Source organism: Sphingomonas sp. ACRSK (assembly GCF_022346685.1).
GTDB classification, from domain to species: Bacteria; Pseudomonadota; Alphaproteobacteria; order Sphingomonadales; family Sphingomonadaceae; genus Sphingomonas; species Sphingomonas molluscorum.
Genome location: NZ_JAKRNR010000011.1, coordinates 65508 through 84713, shown reverse-complemented (window position 1 = coordinate 84713; position 19206 = coordinate 65508). Strand labels below are relative to the sequence as shown.

The 19206-nt window shown below is 69.8% G+C and carries 19 protein-coding genes and 1 riboswitch; of the genes, 11 read left to right on the top strand and 8 right to left on the bottom strand.

Translation table 11 applies throughout. From position 1 onward, the window contains the following. Positions 1 to 4: 4 nt before the first annotated feature. From MHZ35_RS08085 to MHZ35_RS08060, 6 genes are all read right to left on the bottom strand, one after another. Positions 5 to 754: a hypothetical protein gene (locus MHZ35_RS08085; RefSeq protein ID WP_239435140.1), complete on the bottom strand. Its 750-nt coding sequence runs from the start codon at positions 752 to 754 to the stop codon at positions 5 to 7. Positions 755 to 936: 182 nt separating this feature from the next. Further along, the gene (gcvPB, locus tag MHZ35_RS08080; RefSeq protein ID WP_239435139.1) at positions 937 to 2508 is read right to left on the bottom strand and encodes an aminomethyl-transferring glycine dehydrogenase subunit GcvPB; all 1572 of its coding nucleotides are present in this window, start codon (positions 2506 to 2508) and stop codon (positions 937 to 939) included. Beyond that, positions 2505 to 3863, bottom strand: a complete 1359-nt coding sequence (gene gcvPA / locus MHZ35_RS08075) for an aminomethyl-transferring glycine dehydrogenase subunit GcvPA (protein ID WP_239435138.1) — start codon at positions 3861 to 3863, stop codon at positions 2505 to 2507. The genes gcvPB and gcvPA overlap by 4 nt, the downstream gene beginning before the upstream one ends. Before the next feature lie 275 nt (positions 3864 to 4138). Next, the gene (gcvH, locus tag MHZ35_RS08070) at positions 4139 to 4510 is read right to left on the bottom strand and encodes a glycine cleavage system protein GcvH (RefSeq protein ID WP_125958950.1); all 372 of its coding nucleotides are present in this window, start codon (positions 4508 to 4510) and stop codon (positions 4139 to 4141) included. A gap of 12 nt (positions 4511 to 4522) precedes the next feature. Then, a complete protein-coding gene (gene gcvT / locus MHZ35_RS08065; RefSeq protein WP_239435137.1) occupies positions 4523 to 5704 on the bottom strand; it encodes a glycine cleavage system aminomethyltransferase GcvT in 1182 nt (393 codons plus the stop codon). A 155-nt stretch (positions 5705 to 5859) separates the two neighbouring features. After that, positions 5860 to 5962, bottom strand: a riboswitch (glycine riboswitch). A gap of 96 nt (positions 5963 to 6058) precedes the next feature. Continuing rightward, positions 6059 to 6706, bottom strand: coding sequence for a hypothetical protein (locus MHZ35_RS08060; protein WP_132882534.1), 648 nt, complete (start codon positions 6704 to 6706; stop codon positions 6059 to 6061). Between the two features lie 116 nt (positions 6707 to 6822). On the opposite strand from MHZ35_RS08060, the gene ispH reads away from it, so the two are divergent. The 3 genes from ispH to rnhA are packed head-to-tail and all read left to right on the top strand — an operon-like array spanning position 6823 to position 9212. Next, entirely contained in the window at positions 6823 to 7797 is a 975-nt protein-coding gene (gene ispH / locus MHZ35_RS08055; RefSeq protein WP_239435136.1) for a 4-hydroxy-3-methylbut-2-enyl diphosphate reductase, read from the top strand. A 3-nt stretch (positions 7798 to 7800) separates the two neighbouring features. Next, entirely contained in the window at positions 7801 to 8754 is a 954-nt protein-coding gene (gene thrB, locus MHZ35_RS08050; RefSeq protein ID WP_239435135.1) for a homoserine kinase, read from the top strand. Then, positions 8751 to 9212, top strand: a complete 462-nt coding sequence (gene rnhA, locus MHZ35_RS08045) for a ribonuclease HI (protein ID WP_132882537.1) — start codon at positions 8751 to 8753, stop codon at positions 9210 to 9212. Before thrB ends, rnhA begins: the two co-directional genes overlap by 4 nt. A gap of 4 nt (positions 9213 to 9216) precedes the next feature. Here the strand turns inward: rnhA and MHZ35_RS08040 are convergent, their stop codons facing one another. Continuing rightward, positions 9217 to 10311, bottom strand: coding sequence for an NAD(P)/FAD-dependent oxidoreductase (locus MHZ35_RS08040; protein WP_239435134.1), 1095 nt, complete (start codon positions 10309 to 10311; stop codon positions 9217 to 9219). After that, positions 10308 to 11258 carry an alpha/beta fold hydrolase gene (locus tag MHZ35_RS08035; protein ID WP_239435133.1) on the bottom strand — a complete coding sequence of 317 codons (951 nt, stop codon included), beginning with the start codon at positions 11256 to 11258 and terminating at the stop codon, positions 10308 to 10310. Before MHZ35_RS08035 ends, MHZ35_RS08040 begins: the two co-directional genes overlap by 4 nt. A gap of 47 nt (positions 11259 to 11305) precedes the next feature. Between MHZ35_RS08035 and MHZ35_RS08030 the strand changes: the two genes are divergently transcribed. The 8 genes from MHZ35_RS08030 to MHZ35_RS07995 are packed head-to-tail and all read left to right on the top strand — an operon-like array spanning position 11306 to position 19072. Further along, positions 11306 to 11776, top strand: a complete 471-nt coding sequence (locus tag MHZ35_RS08030) for an A24 family peptidase (protein ID WP_239435132.1) — start codon at positions 11306 to 11308, stop codon at positions 11774 to 11776. A gap of 50 nt (positions 11777 to 11826) precedes the next feature. Beyond that, positions 11827 to 12861 carry a Flp pilus assembly protein CpaB gene (cpaB, locus tag MHZ35_RS08025; protein WP_125958959.1) on the top strand — a complete coding sequence of 345 codons (1035 nt, stop codon included), beginning with the start codon at positions 11827 to 11829 and terminating at the stop codon, positions 12859 to 12861. Between the two features lies 1 nt (position 12862). Next, positions 12863 to 14380, top strand: coding sequence for a type II and III secretion system protein family protein (locus MHZ35_RS08020; RefSeq protein ID WP_446741029.1), 1518 nt, complete (start codon positions 12863 to 12865; stop codon positions 14378 to 14380). After that, positions 14377 to 15102 carry a CpaD family pilus assembly lipoprotein gene (locus MHZ35_RS08015; protein ID WP_239435131.1) on the top strand — a complete coding sequence of 242 codons (726 nt, stop codon included), beginning with the start codon at positions 14377 to 14379 and terminating at the stop codon, positions 15100 to 15102. Before MHZ35_RS08020 ends, MHZ35_RS08015 begins: the two co-directional genes overlap by 4 nt. Further along, positions 15102 to 16388 (top strand): nucleotide-binding protein, encoded by a 1287-nt coding sequence (locus tag MHZ35_RS08010; RefSeq protein ID WP_239435130.1) that lies wholly within the window; start codon positions 15102 to 15104, stop codon positions 16386 to 16388. The genes MHZ35_RS08015 and MHZ35_RS08010 overlap by 1 nt, the downstream gene beginning before the upstream one ends. 45 nt (positions 16389 to 16433) lie before the next feature. Next, the gene (locus tag MHZ35_RS08005) at positions 16434 to 17411 is read left to right on the top strand and encodes a type II secretion system F family protein (protein WP_239435129.1); all 978 of its coding nucleotides are present in this window, start codon (positions 16434 to 16436) and stop codon (positions 17409 to 17411) included. A 34-nt stretch (positions 17412 to 17445) separates the two neighbouring features. Then, positions 17446 to 18414: a type II secretion system F family protein gene (locus tag MHZ35_RS08000; RefSeq protein ID WP_132882656.1), complete on the top strand. Its 969-nt coding sequence runs from the start codon at positions 17446 to 17448 to the stop codon at positions 18412 to 18414. A 34-nt stretch (positions 18415 to 18448) separates the two neighbouring features. After that, positions 18449 to 19072, top strand: coding sequence for a hypothetical protein (locus MHZ35_RS07995; protein ID WP_132882543.1), 624 nt, complete (start codon positions 18449 to 18451; stop codon positions 19070 to 19072). The last annotated feature ends 134 nt before the right edge of the window (positions 19073 to 19206 follow it).

Genomic DNA, 19206 nt, shown 5'->3' with positions numbered 1-19206 from the left:
AGGGTCAGTTCGGACGCGATCCGCCCCGGCCGCTGGAGCGCGGGCCGCCCGAACGGCCACCCTGCCCGCCCCAGCGCGGGCTGGAGCGGCCGCTCTGGCCACCCCAACGCGGGCTCGACCGGCCGCCGCGATCTCCCCAGCTCGGGCTCGGACGGCCGCCCGGCCGCGCGTCGCTGCCGCCGGGGCGATCCGGGCGCTGGGCACCCGCGCCGCCCTGGCCCGGACGCGAACTGGGGACCCAGGAACCAGGCCGACCAGGACGGACGCCGGGACGGTACTCGCCGCCTTGCCCCGGGCGAACACCCGGGCGGCCGTCGTCCGGACGGCCATAGCCGGGACGACCGGGGCGTCCGTCACCCGGACGGCCGGGACGCACGCCCGGACGACCGTCGCCGGGGCGGAAGTCGTTCCAGTTGTTGCCCGGACGGCCATCGCCGCGCCAGTTGTGCCGGCGCTGCTCCCAATAGCGGCGCTGGCTGTCGGTCCAGCGGTGCGGGCGGCGATAGCGGTCGTAAACGTAGTAGCCGGTGCCCGGATAATAGTAATTGCCCTGCCAGCCCCAATAGGGCGAGCCGAAGCCGCTGCCGTAGTAGCCGGCGCCATAGCCGTCATAATAGGGATCATAGTAACCGGCGGAGCCATAGCCGACGGATACGCCGCTATAGCCATAGCCGCCGTCGCCATAGGTGCAGGCGCTGACGCCCAGGCCCGCTGCCGCGATCAGCGCGAGAGTACGGATGCGCTTCAGAAACATGGGAATTCTCCCGAATAGGAATGTCCGCATCGGTCGCAGAACGCGGTTGAACGGAGCGTGAACTATTCGGAACAACGTGGGCGATACTTGGACGGTTCCGGCGTCGTCTCCACGAGCGACGCCCACGCGCAAGTATCGGCAGCCTCTCCTCCCGGACGCGGGCCCGGGAGGAGGCTGTGCGGTTACTCGGCCGCTTGCGCCGCCGGCTGCGGCGCCTTCCAGCGCAGCACCGGCTTGCGGGCCGCCTGGGTCTCGTCCAGGCGACGGCGCGGCGCGAAGTGCGGTGCGCCCTTCAGTGCCTGGTCGCCGGCCTTGGCGCGTTCCGCCACCGACCGCAGCGCGCCGATGAACTGGTCGAGCGCGGCCTTCGACTCGGTTTCAGTCGGCTCGATCAGCATCGCGCCGTGGACGACCAGCGGGAAGTACATCGTCATCGGGTGATAGCCCTCGTCGATGAGCCCCTTGGCCACGTCCAGCGTGGTGAAGCCCTCTGCCAGGCCTGCGTCCGAGAACAGCGCCTCGTGCATGCACGGGCCGCTGCCGCCGAACGGCGCGTCGAGCACGTCTTCCAGCTGGCGCAGGACATAGTTGGCGTTGAGCACCGCATCGCCCGACACCTGGTAGAGGCCATCGGCGCCGTGGCTGAGGATGTAGCTGAGCGCACGGGTGAACATGCCCATCTGACCGTGGAAGGCGACCATGCGGCCGAAGCTGCCGGCGTGGTGCTCGCCCGCGGTCTCTTCCTCGATCAGCGCGAAGCGGTCGCCCTGCTTCTCGACGAAGGGCAGCGGTGCGAACGGCGTGAGCGCCGCCGAGAACACCACCGGCCCCGAACCCGGCCCGCCGCCGCCGTGCGGCGTCGAGAAGGTCTTGTGCAGGTTGATGTGCATCGCATCGACGCCGAGGTCGCCCGGACGCACGCGCCCGACGATCGCGTTGAAGTTGGCGCCGTCGCAATAGACATAGCCGCCCGCGTCATGCACCGCATCGCTGATCGCGCGCATGTCGCGCTCGAACAGGCCGCAGGTGTTCGGGTTGGTGATCATCACGCCCGCGACGTCGGGCCCCAGCCGCGCCTTCAGCGCCTCCAGGTCGACGCGGCCCTCGGCGGTCGCGGGGATGTCCTCGACCTTGAAGCCGGCAAAGGCCGCGGTCGCGGGGTTGGTGCCGTGCGCGCTCTCGGGCACCAGGATCACCTTGCGGTGGCCCTCGCCCTTGGCTTCCAGCGCCGCGCGGATCGCGAGAATGCCGCACAGCTCGCCATGCGCGCCCGCCTTGGGGCTCATCGCAACCGAGTCCATGCCCGTCAGCGTCACCAGCCAGTGCGCGAGCTGGTGGATCACCTCCAGCGCGCCCTGCACCGTGTCGACCGGCTGCAGCGGGTGCACGTCGGCAAAGCCCGGCAGGCGCGCCATGCGTTCGTTGAGGCGCGGGTTGTGCTTCATCGTGCATGAGCCGAGCGGGAACAGGCCCAGGTCGATCGCATAGTTTTGACGGCTGAGGCGCGTGTAGTGACGCACCGCTTCCGGCTCCGACAGGCCGGGCAGGCCGATCGGGTCCTTCCGCTCCATGCCGCCGAGCCGCGACGGCGCCTCGGGCGCTTCGTCGAAGTCGACGCCGGTCACGTCGGCCGAGCCGATCTCGAACAGCAGCGGCTCTTCGAGCATCAGCGCGCGGTTGCCGGTGAAGGTCGCCTGGGTGGCCTCGTCGCCGCCGCCCATCTCGGGGCGCCAGCCGCTCTGGTTGATCGTCATGCCAGCACCTCTTCGAGCTCGGTTGCGAGCGTCTCGATATCTTCTGCGGTCACCGTCTCGGTCACCGCCACCACCAGGCCGTTCGCAAGCTCCGCCTCGCCCGGATAGAGCCGGCCGAGCGAGACGCCCGCGAGCACCCCCCTGTCGGCCAACGTCCGGACGACCGGCCGTGCTTCCTTCGACAGCTTGAGCGTGAACTCGTTGAAGAAGCTGGTGTTGACCAGCTCGATGCCCGGCACCTTCGCCAGCCGGTCGGCGGCCGCCACAGCGCGGGCGTGGTTGCTCGCGGCCAGCTGGCGCAGGCCCTTCTCGCCCAAGAGCGTCATGTGGATCGAGAAGGCGAGCGCGCACAGCCCCGAGTTGGTGCAGATGTTCGACGTCGCCTTTTCGCGGCGAATGTGCTGCTCGCGGGTCGACAGCGTCAGCACGAAGCCGCGCTTGCCCTCGGCATCCACGGTCTCGCCGCACAGGCGGCCCGGCATCTGGCGGACCAGCTTGTCGGAGCAGGCGAACAGGCCGACGTACGGCCCGCCGAACTGCAGGCCGACGCCCAGCGACTGGCCTTCGCCGACGACGATGTCGGCGCCCAGCTCGCCCGGCGAGGCGATCGCGCCCAGCGCCACCGGCTCGGTGACGACGGCGATCAGCAGCGCCTTGTTGGCGTGTGCCGCCTCGGCGATCGGGCGCAGGTCCGGGATGCGGCCGAGGATGTCCGGATACTGGACGACCACGCACGACGTATCCCCGTCGATCGCGGCGATCAGCGCCTCGGCATCGGTGTCGGCGGTCAGCGTCGGCGCGGAGGTCTCCAGCAGGTCGCCGGTGAACTTCGCCATGGTGTTGGCGACCGAGACATAGTGCGGGTGGAGCCCCGACGAGAGGATCGCCTTGCCGCGGCGGGTGACCCGGCGCGCCATAGTGATCGCTTCCCAGCAGGCGGTGGAGCCGTCGTACATCGACGCGTTCGCCACGTCGCAGCCGAACAGCTGCGCGACCTGCGTCTGGAACTCGAACAGCATCTGCAGCGTGCCCTGCGCGATTTCCGGCTGATAGGGCGTGTAGGCGGTGAGATACTCGCCGCGCTGGATCAGATGGTCGACGCTCGCCGGCACATGGTGGCGATAGGCGCCGCAGCCGAGAAAGAACGGCGCCGTGCCGGCGGCGAGGTTCTTGGCGGCAAGCGCCGACAGGTGGCGCTCGACGGCGAGTTCGCTGGCGTGGTTGGGCAGGCCGGGCACGGGGCCGTCGAGGCGCGCGGCCTCCGGCACATCGGCAAACAGCGCGTCGACGGAGGACGCGCCCACCGCGGCGAGCATCGCCTCACGGTCAGGCTGGGTCAGGGGCAGGTAGCGCATGGCAATCCTTCGGGACGGGAGCCCGGCTGGCCAAGACCTTTGCAAAGCGCTGTCTCGTGCTCCTGCGAAGGCAGGAGCCCAGGGTTTCAAGCGCCGCGAGCCGTTGCTCTGCTTGGCCCTGGATCCCTGCCTGCGCAGGGATACGGGAGTGTCTGGACGCCTGTTGCGCCTCTTGCAAAGGTCCGGCGACCGCCGGTTTCTCATGCGGCGGGCTCACTCCACAAGAGCCACGCCCGCCGCCCGAGATGCCAGCCTAAAGCTGGCGGACTTGGGGTTCAGAGCTTGGCGACGAACGCCGCGTACTTGTCCGCGTCCATCAGCCCTTCGAGCTCGGACGGGTCGGACAGGGTCAGGCGGAAGAACCAGCCGTCGCCTTCCGGATCCTCGTTGACGAGGGCCGGGCTCGCCTCGAGCTCGGCATTGCCCTCGACCACGGTGCCCGATGCCGGCGTGTAGACGTCGGAAGCGGCCTTGACCGATTCGACCACCGCGGCCTCGTCGCCCTTGGTCAGCTCGCGGCCTTCCTCGGGAACTTCGACGAACACGATGTCGCCCAGCTGGCTCTGGGCATATTCGGTGATGCCGACGGTCGCGACGTCGCCGTCGACTTCGACCCACTCATGTTCTTCGGTGAAATAACGGCTCATCGACGGCGCTCCTTAGCGGACGTAACGGTGGGAAATGAACGGCATCGGCACGACCTCGGCGGTATGGGCCTTGCCGCGCTGGGACAGGGTGATCTCGGTGCCGGGCACCGCGAGCGCGGCGGGCACATAGGCCATGGCGATCGGCGCGCCGACGCTGGGGGCAAAGCCGCCCGAGGTCACGCGGCCGATGGTCTTGCCGGCCTGGTCGACGACGGTCGCGCCCTCGCGCACCGGCTGGCGCCCGTCGACGCGCAGGCCGACGCGCTTGGTCGCCGAACCCTCGGCACGCTCGGCCAGGATGCGCTCGGCACCGGGGAAGCCCCCCTCCTCACGGCGGCGCTTCGACAGCGCAAAGCCAAGGTCGGCGGCGACCGGCGTGGTCTCCTCGTCCAGGTCGTGGCCGTAGAGCGGCAAGCCCGCTTCGAGGCGCAGCGAATCACGCGCGCCGAGACCAATCGGCTTCACCTCCGCCTGGGCAGTGAGCGCGTCGGCAAAGGCCTCGGCAGCCTCGGCCGGCAGCGAGATCTCGCAGCCGTCCTCGCCGGTGTAGCCCGACCGGCTGATCCACAGCGCGTGGCCGGCCCACTCGAACGCACCCGCCGTCATGAAGCGCAGCGCGTCGACGCCCGGCACCAGCCGCGCGAGCGTGGCGACCGCCTCAGGCCCTTGGAGCGCGAGCAGCGCGCGCTCTTCCAGATGGTTGATGGTGATCGAGTCGGGCAGCGCCTCACGCAGATGGCCGAGGTCGTCGTATTTGGTGGCGCCGTTCACGACCATGTAGAAGGCCTCGCCCGCAGGCGCCGGCTCACCCGCCTCGCCGAACGGATGCGTTTCCGGCAGGCGGGTCACCATCAGGTCGTCGAGGATGCCGCCATTGTCGGCGAGCAGCAGCGAATAGCGCATGCGGTTGGGTGCCAGCACCTGGAGGTCGCCCGGCAGCAGCGCCTCGAGGGCCTGGGCAACGCCCTCGCCCGTGAACAGCAGCTGGCCCATGTGGCTGACGTCGAACAGGCCGGCGTGGCTACGGGTCCACAGGTGCTCGGCCATGATGCCTTCATACTGCACCGGCATCTCATAGCCGGCGAAGGGCACCATGCGACCGCCCTTGGCGCGATGCCAGGCGTCGAGCGGCAGCAGCGAGGGCGCGATCGGCTCGAAGCCGTCCGCATCGGAAGAGGAAATCGGGTCGCTCATTCGCGCAGTCTCCGGCAGGTCTGGCACGACGCAGACACAGGCCTCCCCGCATCCCCGCCGCCCCCTCTGTCACGGAACCTGAGAGCTTTCGCGCGAGAGTTCCGCGCTTACCCCTTCGGTGGCGCCGAAATAACGGCGCGCTTTCCAGAGTGTCGTTGGCGCGCGCGGTCCCTTTAGCCTGAGAGATTCCGGGGCGGTTGCTCCTTCGGCGGCCGCATGCGGCCTCCAAGGCCGGCGGCGCTCTCCCGCGCGTGCCCATGGCCGTTCCCGGCCATCGACGCGCCCGCTCTGGCTCGACCGCGGGGCCGAGTCAATCGGCCTCGCGCGGTGAGCGTCGATTAGACCGGCGTCCGATCAGCGCGTGGCGTTGTAGCGCAGCTGGTCCTGGGTCAGCTGGAAGCCGACCAGCGCCTCGAACGAGGCGTTGAGCACGGCCTGGCGCACTTCCGGAGTCGACAGCGGGTCGACCGCAGCATCCTCTGCGCCGGCCTTGCGCGGGCGGGTGATCTGCTGGCGGATCTCGTCCGGGAGCGTCGCCGCCGAACGCTGCACGACCGCGGTCGCGCTGCCGGTCGCCTGGGCGCGCGCCTCGCCGGGGGCGAAGTCGAGCACGGCATGGTTGATGCGCTTGGCCACCACCTGCGATCCGCCGCGCACCACCGTCAGGAAGTACGGCAGGTCGACCTGTCGAGCGCCGTCGGTGCGGGTGCGGCGCGCCTGAATGTCGAAGGTGACGGTGGAGACGATGTCCTCGCCCGTCTCGTTGCAGGTGGCGCGCACGTTGGTGATCGTCGCAGTCACGTCGATCGCGCTCGCCAGCTGGGTGCCGGCCGGATCGAACAGGGTGATGTCGCCGGTGCCGGCGGGCACGCCCGCCGCCGGACAGGCGGAGCGGACCGTGGTGATGCCGACGCCACGGGTCACGTCGATCTCGCCTTTACGGCTGCACCCCGCGAGGGCGAGGAGCGCGACAGCGGAAACAGCGAGCGTTCGGACGATCACAGGGGAGTACACCTTTCACGACGAACGGGCCGTCGCATGCAGCGCCGACCCGGACCGCCGCCAGCATAGGAAGCGCCTTTCAAGCGCGCAAGCAATCGCGTAGATGCGCGGGGGTGATGACCGATCCCGCCACGCCGCCCGCTGCCAAGCCCGTCCTCGAGCTGCTGATCGCGGCGCCCCGCGGTTTCTGCGCCGGGGTCGACCGCGCGATCCGCATCGTCGAGCTCGCGATCGAGAAGCACGGCGCGCCCGTCTACGTCCGGCACGAAATCGTCCACAACAAGTTCGTGGTCGACAGCCTGCGCGCCAAGGGCGCGGTATTCGTCGAGGAACTGGACGAGGTGCCCGCCGGCGTGCCGGTGGTGTTCTCCGCCCATGGCGTGCCCAAGTCGGTGCCGGCCGAGGCGGAAGATCGCGGCCTCGAATATCTCGACGCCACCTGCCCGCTGGTCTCGAAGGTACACCGCCAGGCCGAGCGGCTGGTGACCACCGGCCACCACATCCTGTTCGTGGGCCACGCCGGCCACCCGGAAGTGATCGGCACCTTCGGCCAGGTGCCGCAGGGCCAGATGACGCTGATCGAGACGGTGGCGGATGCCGAGGCGGTGATGCCGATCGACCCGAACAACCTCGCCTTCCTCACCCAGACCACGCTGTCGGTCGACGACACTGCCGACATCATGGCGACGCTGCAGCGCCGCTTCCCCGCGATCGTCGCGCCCAAGGCGGACGACATCTGCTACGCGACCTCCAACCGCCAGGCCGCGGTGAAGGCGATCGCGTCGTCCGTGGACCTGGTGCTGGTGATCGGCGCCCCCAACTCCTCCAACTCGCTGCGGCTGGTCGAGGTCGCCGAGCGCGAGGGCACGCCCGCCCATCTGATCCAGCGCGGCAGCGAGATCGACTTCGCCTGGCTGGAGGGTGTCGGCTCGCTCGGCCTCACCGCCGGGGCGTCTGCTCCGGAGATGCTGGTGCGCGAGGTGGTCGACCGCCTCGCCGAGCGCTTCGAGATCCACGAGCGCGAGGTCGAGATGACCCGCGAGACCCTTACCTTCAAGCTGCCCCGCGGCCTCGAAGCCGCCGCCGCCTGACCGGTGGCCGTCTATACGCAGGTTTCGGCGGAGGCGCTCGGCGCCTTCCTCGCCCGCTATGACGTGGGCGCGCTTGTCTCGGCCAAGGGGATCGCCGAAGGGGTCGAGAACTCCAACTATCTGGTCGACACCACCCGCGGCCGCTTCATCCTGACGCTCTACGAGAAGCGCGTGGATGCGGGCGACCTGCCCTTTTTCTTCGCGATGATCGACCGGCTGGCCGAAGCCGGCAATCCGGTGCCGCGGGCGCTGCCCGACCGCACCGGCACGGTGATCCAGACGCTGGAAGGCCGCCCCGCCTGCCTGATCGAGTTCCTGTCCGGCGTATCGCTCAGCCAGCCAACGCCGGCGCAGGCCCGCGCCGGGGGTGCGGCGATGGCCAGAATGCACGCGGCGCTCACCGAGTTCGCACCGGTCCGCCCCAACTCCATGGGTGTCGAGGCCTGGCCGCAGCTGTTCGAGCAATGCGCGTCCGGGCTCGACAGCATCCAGGCCGGCCTGCGGGATCGGGTGGACAGCGCACTCGACCGCATCCTCGCCGCCTGGCCGCGCCAGCTGCCGGTCGGCGCCATCCACGCCGACCTGTTCCCCGACAATGTGCTGATGCTGGGCGACGAAGTCACCGGCCTCATCGACTTCTACTTCGCCTGCACCGACGTGCGCGCCTACGACCTGGCCGTGATGCACTCCGCGTGGAGCTTCGATGGCACCGGCACGCCGCTCGACCCCGCCGTCGGACGCGCCTTGCTGGAAGGCTATGACGCCGGCTTCGGCCTCTCGGCCGAGGAACGTGCGGCGCTGCCCGTGCTGGCGGAGGGGGCGTGCATCCGCTTCCTGCTGACGCGCGCATGGGACTGGATCAACACCCCCGCCGATGCGCTGGTGACGCGCAAGGACCCGCTCGCCTATCTGCGGCGGCTCGATTGGTACGAGAACAACAGGAACGCGTTTGCATGACCGAACTGACCCCCGTCGAAATCTTCACCGACGGCGCGTGCAAGGGCAATCCCGGCCGCGGCGGCTGGGGCGTGGTGATCCGCTCCGGCGAGCACGAGCGTGAGATGTCGGGCGGCGAGGCGCATACCACCAACAACCGCATGGAACTGATGGCCGCGATCGAGGGGTTGAACGCCCTCAAGCGGCCGTGCCAGGTGACGCTGTCGACCGACAGCCGCTACGTGATGGACGGGCTCACCAAGTGGATCCACGGCTGGCAGAAGAACGGCTGGAAGACCGCCGATCGCAAGCCCGTGAAGAACGCCGAACTCTGGCAGGCGCTGCTCGCCGCCGCCAAGCCGCACCAGATCAAGTGGGTCTGGGTGAAGGGCCACGCCGGCCATCCGGAGAACGAGCGCGCCGACAAGCTCGCGAGTGACGCGGCGATGGCGGTGGGCAGCCGGAGCGCCGCGGCCTGAGGCGTCAGCCGAAGCGTTCCGGGCGGTAGAGAGCGGCGTCCACGCCCGACGGCACGGTCCCCCGTCCCATCAGCGCCGCGCACAGGGCGGCGCCCGCGGGCGCGGTCTGGATGCCGAAGCCCCCCTGCCCGGCGCACCAGAACAATCCCTCGACCCGCGGGTCCCAGCCATAGACCGGCAGCCGATCCGGCGCGAAGCTGCGCAAGCCGGCCCAGCGCCGCTCGACCGCCTCGACCCGCCAGTCGACGACGCGCTGCATGCGATCGATCGCGAGCGCCACGTCGATCTCCTCCGCCGCAACGTCGCCCGGCTCGGCCGGCGTCTCGTCATGCGGCGTCAGCCACACCCGCCCGCCAGGCTCGGGCTTGAAGTAGAAACCACCCGCCGCGTCCATCACCACCGGCAGCGACTGCGGCGCGGGCGGATCGACGCGCAGCTGCACCATGGTGCGGCGATAGGGCTGGATGCCGACCGGCCGCGCACCCGCGAGCGCCGCCACCCGGTCCGCCCAGGCGCCGGCCGCGTCGACGAGCACGTCGGCCTCCACCATCCCGCCGTCGCCCAGCCGAAGCCGCCAGCTTCCCGCCTCGCGCCGCGCCTCCACCAGCATCGCGTCGCAGCGCAGGGTGGCGCCAAGCCGGCGCGCGCGGGCCAGAAACGCCCCGTGCAATCGCGCTACGTCGATGTCCGCGCAGCTCGGCATCCACAGGCCCTGCCATTCGCCTCTCAGGCCCGGCACCCGCCCCGCCGCGTCCTCGCGCAACATCGCGATTCCCGATCCGGCGAACCGCGCTTCGAACGCGTCCAGTGCCGCCGGCTCTGTTGCGGGCGCGATCATCAGTTCGCCCCGCTCGGCCAGGAACGGCTCGCCGCCGAACTCCGGCGGGGGCTGGTGGAGGAACGGCCCCGACGCGCTGGTGAGCGGCTGCACCCCCGGGCCGCCATAGGTCTCCGACCAGAAGGCCGCCGAGCGGCCCGTGGCGTGGAAGCCCGGATGCGCCTCCGCCTCCAGCAGCACGACCGAGTCGCTACCGGCGATGCTCGCGGCAAGGCTGGCGCCGGCCATGCCTGCGCCCACGATGGCGATCCGGCGAGTCACGCCGGTACCAGAACTTCGGCCAGGAAGCGGTCGATCTCGCCGATCGCGCGATCGCGGATCGCATCGCTCTCGCGCAGCAGTTCGTGGCGGGCCTCCGGTCCGAACCGGACCAGGGTTCCCCGCTTGAGCCGCGCCGCCACCGCCAGCGCCGCCTTGGGATCGACCAGCGCATCCCCCTCCGCCACCAGCAGCTGGACCGGTACGTCCAGCGTGGCGAGCGCAGGGCTCGCGTTCAACGTGCGGGTCGACCGGAACGCCTCCAGCACCCAGGCCCAACTCGGCGGCCCGGTGCGGTGGGCGGGGTTCGCCTCCATCCACCAAAGCTCGTCCTCATAGCGCGCCCGGTCGGAGGTGAGCAGCGTCTGGCGCGCGGCGCGGGTGAAGGGTCGCTCGTTGGCACGCCACGCCCGGCGGCTGCTGCGGCCGAGCCCGGCCAGCAGCCGCGCCGCGCGCTCACCGAAACGCGGGCCGAACGGTGCCTTCAATCCCAGCATCGGCGCGACCAGCACTGCGGCATCCGCCGTCACCCGGCCCTCTGCCAGCGCGCGCAGCACCAGGTGCCCGCCCATCGAATGGCCGACCATCACGTGCGGCCCCGCCCGCTCCTTCCGCCAGGCGGCGGCAAAGGCCGCGAGGTCGTCGACATAGGTGTCGAACGAATCGATGTGGCCGCAGTGGGGATCGTCGGTCAGCCGGCCGGAGCCCGCCTGCCCGCGCCAGTCGAAGCTCGTGATCGACCAACCGCACGCACGCCAGTGGGCGAAGCTCTCCAGATATTTCTCGAATATGTCGCCGCGCCCGACCTGGAACAGCATGGCGCCGCGCTGGCGGGCACCCTCTGCCGCCGGCCAGTCGAACCGGCGATGCACCCACCCGTCGGGTGCATGCCATCGGGTAATCCGCGCCGCGGCGGGAATCGCGCGGCGATACAGGGCGTGGGCAGCCATGCCCCCGGTTACGGTTTCGTAAGCGGCTGCGTCTAGGCCCTTGGACGATGCCGCTGTCCCTTGCCTCGTTTCTGCTGCTCGCGCTGGTGGTCCTTCTGCTGTCCGCAGGCATCGAGGACGTCCGCACGCGCGAGATCGCGAACTGGAAGAACGCGCTGATCGCGCTGCTCGCACCAGGGTGGTGGATGGCGAGCGGGCTCAGCCTGTGGCCGGGCGTCGCGATCCAGCTGGCGGTGGCGGTGGCGGTCTTCGGCCTGTTCGTCGGGGCTTTCTGGCTCGGGCAGATGGGTGGCGGCGACGTGAAGCTGATCGGCGCGCTGGCGCTATGGCTGCCGCCGCAGCCGCTGCTGTGGATGCTGGTGCTGATGTCGCTTCTGGGTGGCGCCCTCACCCTGCTGATGGTCGCCGACAAGCTGTTGAGAAAAAAGAAACAACTTCCTGAGATACCCTATGGGGTTGCGATCGCGATGGCGGCGCTCCTCGTGATCCGCGAACCCATTCTTAACCAGTTCCGGTGACTGCCTAATGCCGCAACATCGCTGCCCAGGGACGGAAAGGTCTCGACGTCATGGATTCTCGTAAAGTCCTGCTGCTGGTAGGCGCCTTGTTCGTGGCGGCCATCACGGCCTTCATGGCGCGCAGCCTGATGCAGGGCGCATCGACCCCGACCGCCACCGCAGCGGGCGAACCGACGGTGGTCGCAGGCCCCAAGGTGCTGGTCGCCAAGCGCGCGCTCCCGGTGGGCACGATCATCGATGCCGGCGCGCTCGCCTTTCAGCCGTGGCCGCAGGACCTCGTCACCGACGCCTATTACACCGAAGGGTCGCCCGACGCGACGAAGCTGGTCGGAACGGTGGTCCGCTATCCGATTCCCGCCGGCCAGCCGATTACGCAGGGCGCGCTGGTGAAGCCGGGCGACCGCGGCTTCCTGGCGGCGGCGCTTGGCCCGGGCATGCGGGCGGTGACGGTGCCGGTCTCCGCGCAGGGAGCGGTCGGAGGCTTCGTCTTCCCGGGCGACCGCGTCGACCTGATCCTGACCCAGAACATCGAGGGTGGCGGCGACGGCCCGCCGTTGAAGGCGTCGGAGACGATGCTGCGCAACCTGCGCGTGCTCGCCACCGACCAACGGACCGACAAGCAGGTCGATGAAAAGGGGAACACGGTCGTCAACACCTTCTCGACCGTGACGCTGGAGGCGACCCCGCGCATCGCCGAGAAGATCTCCGTGGCCCAGGCGGTGGGCCAGATCTCCCTTTCGCTCCGCTCGCTGGCCGACAGCGGCACCGAACTCGAGGAAGCGATCGCAAGCGGCGAAGACGCCGGTCTTCCCGACAGCGACGATCCCAACGCGGAACGGGCCGCCCTCGCGCGCCTCGCCGCGCGTCCGGTCGAGGGTGGCAGCACCGTGTCGACCGGCGCGGACGTCTCGCGCTTCCAGCGCAGCTCGGTGCCCGGCAAGCCCCAGAACACGGACCGGGCGCCACCGGCGGTCTTCCCGACCATGCCGGGTGCCGCCGGCAGCGCCATGGCCGTCACCGGGCCGAGCGTCCGCATCGCGCGTGGCAGCGCGGTTTCCGTTGTCCCGGTCGGGGGGAGGAACTGACATGCGTATCCAGGCAAGGCTGCTGGGCACGCCGCTCGCACTGATCGCCGCCCTGGCGACCGGAATGGGCGCGCCCGCCCCGCTCGCCGCACAGACGGCCGCACCCTCGCCGCCGGTGGTTCAGATGAACTCCGGCCGGGGCCAGCTGATCAACCTGCCTGCGGGCATGACGGACGTGTTCGTCGCCGACGATCGCATCGCCGACGTGCAGGTCCGCTCGGCCCGGCAGCTCTATGTGTTCGGCAAGTCCCCGGGCGAGACCACCGTCCACGCCGTCTCCCGCAGCGGGGCGACCGTCTATGCGGCGACCGTCCGCGTGGGGAACAACATCACGACGCTCGGTGAGATGCTCGCGCTCGCCATGCCCGAGGCGCAGATCGTCGCCACGCCCATGAACAACATGGTGCTGCTGACCGGCACCGTCCGCTCTCCCGAGGACGTGGCAGAGGCGCAGTCCCTCGCGCAGGCATTCGTAGGCGAGAACACGCGCGTGCTCAGCCGGTTGAAGACGGCCACGCCGTTGCAGGTGAACTTGCAGGTCCGCATCGCCGAGGTCAGCCGCAGCTACGTCAAGAACATCGGCGTCAACCTGACCTCGCGCGACAGCACGGGCGGGTTCCTGTTCAACATCGGCCAGGGTCGCCAGGGCACCATCGAGACCCTGCCCTCCGGAGGGACCGGCTTCACCGCTCCCGGCGTTCCCGAGATCGGGACCACGATCGGCGCTGCCGGTCGGCTGCTGGGGCTCGATCTGCTCGCCTCGCTCGACCTGGGGGAACGCAATGGCCAGGTGACGACGCTCGCCAACCCCAACCTGACCGCGGTCTCGGGCGAGACGGGCACCTTCCTGGCAGGCGGCGAGATCCCCATCCCGATCAGCCAGGGTGGGCTCGGGAGCATCTCGGTCGAATACAAGCAATATGGCGTCAGCCTCGCCTATACGCCGACGGTCCTCACGGATGGCCGCATCTCCCTGCGCGTCCGCCCGGAGGTGTCGCAGATCACCAGCACCGGTTCGGTGGAGCTCAACGACATCACGATCCCCGCGCTCACCACGCGCCGTGCGGAGACGACGGTGGAACTCGGCTCCGGCCAGAGCTTCATGATCGCCGGGCTGCTGTCGAACACCCACGACAATTCGGTGAACCAGGCGCCGTTCCTCGCCAACCTGCCGATCATCGGGTCGCTGTTCCGTTCCAACGCGTTCCAGCGCAACGAGACGGAGCTGGTGATCGTGATCACGCCCTATCTGGTGAAGCCGATCGACGCGGACCGCATCGTGCTACCCACCGATGCCTATCGCGCGCCCGACGACGCGGATCGCGTGCTGCTCGGCAATGCCACCAGCTCGACCTCCGGCGGGCCGCGGCCGGTGCCCACCATGGCGCCCTCGCCCGTGGTCGGCGCGCCGGTAGTCGGCGCGCCGCTGCCGGCCGGTCCCGGCCTGCCGGTGCTCGCCGAGGAGCGCTCGGGCAAGCGCAAGAAGCGGCCCGCCGCGCCGGGCTTCAGCAACCAATGACGCCGCCGATGGAGAAGAACATGTACTCGCGTCTCGCGGCCCTGGCGCTCTGCGCCCCCGCCCTCCTCCTCGCCGCCTGCGATCCCAACGCCCACCGCGGCCTGGAATCCGTAAACCAGCCGGTCGTCACGCGCAGCGACTATGCGGTCGAACTGGCGACCACTCCTTATGGCCTGAGCGAGGGAGAGGCTGGGCGGCTGGCCGGCTGGATGGCCGCGCTGAAGCCCGGCTATGGCGATCGGATCGCCGTCGAGGATCCCGCCGGCGCCACCGGTGCCCGCGCGCAGGTGGCGGCCGAGGCCGCACGCTACGGCCTGCTGCTTGCCGACACCGCCTCGCCAGCGCCAGGCGGGGTTCCGGCAGGCACGGTGCGCGTCGTCCTGACCCGCGCGTCCGCCAGCGTGCCGACCTGCCCGCGGGCCGATCCCGCAAATGCCTTCACCCTCGATTCGCACACCAGTCCCAATCACGGGTGCGCCGTGAACTCCAATCTCGCTGCCATGGTCGCGCAACCCGAGGATCTGATCCACGGCCAGTCGGGCACCGGCATCACGGATCCGGTCAACGCCACGCGTGCGATCCAGGCCTATCGCGGTGCCGCACCCAGCGGCGCAGGCGGCTCGAGCAACCAGGGCACCGGCGGCGGCAACACGACCGGCGGCGCCGGCGGAGGCCTTGGCGGCAGCATTGGCGCCGGCACCACCGGATCGGCGGGCAACTGATGGCCAGCCGTCCCGCCAATCGCGATCCCTTCGCCGGCTTCGTCACCGACGAAGCCTCTGCCGACACGCTGCGCCCGATCGTCCATTCCTTCGGCTGGTCGGCCGACAGGGTGCAGCGCGGCAATTTGCGCAGTGCCGTGCAGGCGCTCTCCGTCGCCTCCAGCCCGACCGTGCTGTTCGTCGACCTTTCGGAATCCAGCGATCCGATCAACGACATCAACGCGCTGGCGGAGGTGTGCGAGCCGGGTACGGCGGTAATCGCGACCGGCCAGGTCAACGACGTCCGGCTCTACCGGGACCTGATCGCCAGCGGCATCCAGGACTATCTGCTGAAGCCGCTCAATCCGGACGCGGTGCGCGACGCCTTTACCCAGGCGCAGGCGACGCTGGCCGCCCCCAAGGCGAGCGAGGCGGCCGCAGCCGCGGTGCAGCGCCCCCATTGTGCCGTCGCGGTGATCGGCACGCGCGGCGGGGCGGGCGCCTCGACGATCGCGACCTCGATCGCCTGGCTGGTGAGCGAGCGCGCCGGGCGCAGCACCGCCCTCCTCGACCTCGACGTGCACTTCGGCACCGATGCGCTCGCGCTCGATCTGGAGCCCGGGCGCGGCCTCACCGATGCGATCGACAATCCAAGCCGCATCGACGGGCTGTTCATCGAGCGCGCGATGGTGCGCGCCTCGGACCGGCTGGCCGTCCTCTCTGCCGAAGCGCCGATCAGCAGCCCCGTGCTGACCGACGGCAGCGTCTTCCGCCGCCTGCGTGAGGAGATGCGCAGCGCCTATGAATGCACGGTGGTCGATCTGCCGCGCTCGATCCTGGTCAACCATCCGCAACTGGCGCAGGAGATGCCGGTGGTCGTGGTGGTGACCGAATATACGCTCGCCGCCGCGCGCGACGCGATCCGCATCCTCTCCTGGCTCAAGAGCAACGCGCCGGAGGCAACGGTCTTCGTGGTCGCGAACCGGGTGCACCCGGCGCAGCAGCTGGAGATCAGCCGCAAGGACTTCGAGAATTCGATCGAGCGCCCGGTCGATTATCAGCTGCCGTTCGACCAGAAGCTCGCAGCCCAGGCCGCGAAGCTCGGCAAGCCGATGGCAGACGTGGGCAAGGGGTCCAAGACGATCGCGCCGCTGGTCGATCTGGCAGCGCAGGTCGTGGCGGTCGCGGACGCACTCGGCGAGGGCGGCGCGGGTCGCCCGGCCGCACCGGGCGCGGGGGCACCGTCGCTGCTCGGCCGCCTGGGGCAGTTCCGTTCACGCTTCGCTGCGAAGCCGGCGAAGCGATAGGCGCGGCCGGATGCGGGGCACGAGGCAGATCAGGGGACGGCGGGCATGAACCCGATGCCGTTCCTGCTGATGATCCTGGGATCGGCGCTGGTTCTGCTGCTGCTGGCGTTCGCCTTCATGGGCCCGTCCGCGGGAAAGGCCCGCGCGCGCCGGCTTGCCGCGGTCCGCGAGCGGCACCAGGCGGCAGCCTCCGGCACGAGCATGGAAGCACAGATCCGCCGGATCACGACTGCGCGCGCCACGCGCATGGACGTGGCCGCGGGGCGTCTGCTGCCCAACCCTGCCCAGCTCCAGAAGCGGCTGTCGATGACGGGCAAGAGCTGGACCGTCGGCCAGTACGGCATGGCGACGCTCGGCATTGCCATCGCGGCGACGATCCTGCTGTGGAGCCGGGGCATGCCGTTGCTGCTCAGTCTGTTCGTGGGCCTGTTTCTGGGGGCAGGCATTCCACACAAGGTGGTCGGCATGGCGATCAATCGCCGGATCAACAAGTTCACCGCCAAGTTCCCCGACGCGATCGAGCTGCTGGTCCGCGGCCTGCGCTCGGGCCTGCCGATTACCGAGACCATGGGCGTCGTCGGCCAGGAAGTGCCCGGTCCTGTGGGCGAGGAGTTCCGCGCCGTATCGGACCGCATGCGCATCGGCCGCACCCTGGACGCGGCGCTTCAGGAAACGGCCGATCGCATCGGCACCCCGGAGTTCCAGTTCTTCCTGATCACCATCGCCATCCAGCGCGAGACCGGCGGCAACCTGTCGGAAACGCTGAGCAACCTTGCCGACGTGCTGCGCAAGCGATCGCAGATGAAGCTCAAGATCAAGGCGATGTCGTCCGAATCCAAGGCATCCGCCTATATCGTCGGCTCGCTGCCCTTCGTGGTGTTCGGCCTCATCTGGTTCGTCAACAGCGACTATCTCGCCAAGTTCTTCGTGGACCAGCGGCTGATGGTCATCGGTGTCGGCGGCTTCATCTGGATGGCGATCGGCGGCTTCATCATGGCCAAGATGGTCAGTTTCGAGATCTGACGCGATGCTGAGCAACCCCGAAGGTCCGACTATCATGGGCGTGGACGTATTGATGGTGGCGACGCTGCTCGCCGGCGTCGCCGCGTTCGCCGTGCTGATCGCGATCTATGCCGCCTTGTCCGTACGCGATCCCATGTCCAAGCGCGTCAAGGCGCTCCACGAGCGGCGCGAGCAGCTCAAGGCCGGCATCGTCGCGCCGGTGTCCCGGCGCCGGGCACAACTCGTCAAGAAGAACGAGACGACCGACTGGATGCGCGCCACCCTGTCGTCCCTGAAGGTGCTGCAGGACGAACAGCTCAAGGCCGCCCAGACCAAGCTGCTCCAGGCCGGCATCCGTTCGCGCGAATGGGCGGTGGCGGTGATCTTCGGGCGGCTGGTCCTGCCGATCCTCATCGGCGGCCCCGTGGCGTTCGTCGTGTATGGCACCGACACCTTCGCCACCTGGGGGCCGCTCAAATCCTATCTGGTCGTCGCGGTCGCGCTGGTCGCGAGCTACAAGGCCCCCGACATCTACCTCAAGAACCGCATCACCAAGCGCTCGGACGCCATCCGCAAGGGCCTTCCCGACGCGCTCGACCTGCTGGTGATCTGCGCAGAGGCGGGCCTGACCGTCGATGCCGCCTTCGGCCGGGTCGCGCGTGAGCTCGGACGCGCCTATCCCGAGCTCGGCGAGGAGTTCTCGCTCACCGCGATCGAGCTCGGCTTCCTGACCGAGCGGCGCCAGGCATTCGAGAACCTGACCCAGCGCATCGACCTGGATGCGATCCGCAGCGTCGCCACCACCATGATCCAGACGGAGAAATACGGCACGCCCCTCGCCTCGGCCCTGCGCGTGCTGTCCGCCGAGTTTCGCAACGAGCGCATGATGCGTGCCGAGGAGAAGGCCGCGCGGCTGCCGGCGATCATGACGGTGCCGCTGATCCTGTTCATCCTGCCGACGCTGTTCGTGGTGATCCTGGGTCCCGCCGCCTGCTCGATCTCCGACGCGTTGAGCCCGCAGTAGGCATCCCCAAGGAACGCAGGGCTCGCCCGCGTCGTTGACGCTCCGAATCGATCCGGAGGCCGCCATGCTGTTCCACACGCCGACTCAATATCTCGTCCTCGTGCTCTGTCTGGTCGCAGGCTGGCTGTTCGGCCTCGCCTCCAGTTCGGGAGGCCGCAAGTGGCGCGAGCGGCACCATGCCGAGGAGATCGAGCACCGCCGCTACCGGGATGAGACGGTGGCCGAGCTGAAGGCGCGCGATACCCGCATCCGCGAGCTGGAGGCCGAGCGCGATCGTGCGCTGCGTGCCGCACCCGTGGGCACCACCGGCACCGTTGCCGGCACCGCGGTTCCGGTCGCGGCCACCACTGCGGCCGCTGCGGCGACGTCGCACACGCATGACTCGCATCGCCATCACGAGGGTCTGGGCGGCTGGTTCGGCTGGGGTCGCGACAATCTGTCGCGCATCCGCGGCATCGACGAAGTCCGTGAACGCGAGCTCAACGACCGCGGCATCAAGACCTTCAAGGGCATCGAGACGATGACCGCCGAGGACGAGCAGACCCTCGAAGTCCAGCTCCGCCTCGCCCCCGGCACCATCGCCCGCGAAGGCTGGCGCGAGCAGGCAGCGATGATCCGCGAGGGCCGCGACGACGAACACGTCCGCCGCTGGGGGTAAGAACGTCCTCCCGACAATCGCTTGGCAGCGATGGGGGCGGTAATCTCGCCTCTACACACAACGGTACCCCGGCGAAGGCCGGGGCCCAGTTGGGAAAGCAGGCGTTGGCGATTCAACCCGATCCCATCGAAGCT

Bases quoted from the DNA above. Each gene is read 5' to 3' on its own strand.
- MHZ35_RS08085 (WP_239435140.1), bottom strand. From the start codon at position 754: ATGTTTCTGAAGCGCATCCGTACTCTCGCGCTGATCGCGGCAGCGGGC.
- gcvPB (WP_239435139.1), bottom strand. From the start codon at position 2,508: ATGACGATCAACCAGAGCGGCTGGCGCCCCGAGATGGGCGGCGGCGAC.
- gcvPA (WP_239435138.1), bottom strand. From the start codon at position 3,863: ATGCGCTACCTGCCCCTGACCCAGCCTGACCGTGAGGCGATGCTCGCC.
- gcvH (WP_125958950.1), bottom strand. From the start codon at position 4,510: ATGAGCCGTTATTTCACCGAAGAACATGAGTGGGTCGAAGTCGACGGC.
- gcvT (WP_239435137.1), bottom strand. From the start codon at position 5,704: ATGAGCGACCCGATTTCCTCTTCCGATGCGGACGGCTTCGAGCCGATC.
- ispH (WP_239435136.1), top strand. From the start codon at position 6,823: ATGACCGATCCCGCCACGCCGCCCGCTGCCAAGCCCGTCCTCGAGCTG.
- rnhA (WP_132882537.1), top strand. From the start codon at position 8,751: ATGACCGAACTGACCCCCGTCGAAATCTTCACCGACGGCGCGTGCAAG.
- MHZ35_RS08035 (WP_239435133.1), bottom strand. From the start codon at position 11,258: ATGGCTGCCCACGCCCTGTATCGCCGCGCGATTCCCGCCGCGGCGCGG.
- MHZ35_RS08030 (WP_239435132.1), top strand. From the start codon at position 11,306: ATGCCGCTGTCCCTTGCCTCGTTTCTGCTGCTCGCGCTGGTGGTCCTT.
- cpaB (WP_125958959.1), top strand. From the start codon at position 11,827: ATGGATTCTCGTAAAGTCCTGCTGCTGGTAGGCGCCTTGTTCGTGGCG.
- MHZ35_RS08020 (WP_446741029.1), top strand. From the start codon at position 12,863: ATGCGTATCCAGGCAAGGCTGCTGGGCACGCCGCTCGCACTGATCGCC.
- MHZ35_RS08015 (WP_239435131.1), top strand. From the start codon at position 14,377: ATGACGCCGCCGATGGAGAAGAACATGTACTCGCGTCTCGCGGCCCTG.
- MHZ35_RS08010 (WP_239435130.1), top strand. From the start codon at position 15,102: ATGGCCAGCCGTCCCGCCAATCGCGATCCCTTCGCCGGCTTCGTCACC.
- MHZ35_RS08005 (WP_239435129.1), top strand. From the start codon at position 16,434: ATGAACCCGATGCCGTTCCTGCTGATGATCCTGGGATCGGCGCTGGTT.
- MHZ35_RS08000 (WP_132882656.1), top strand. From the start codon at position 17,446: ATGGGCGTGGACGTATTGATGGTGGCGACGCTGCTCGCCGGCGTCGCC.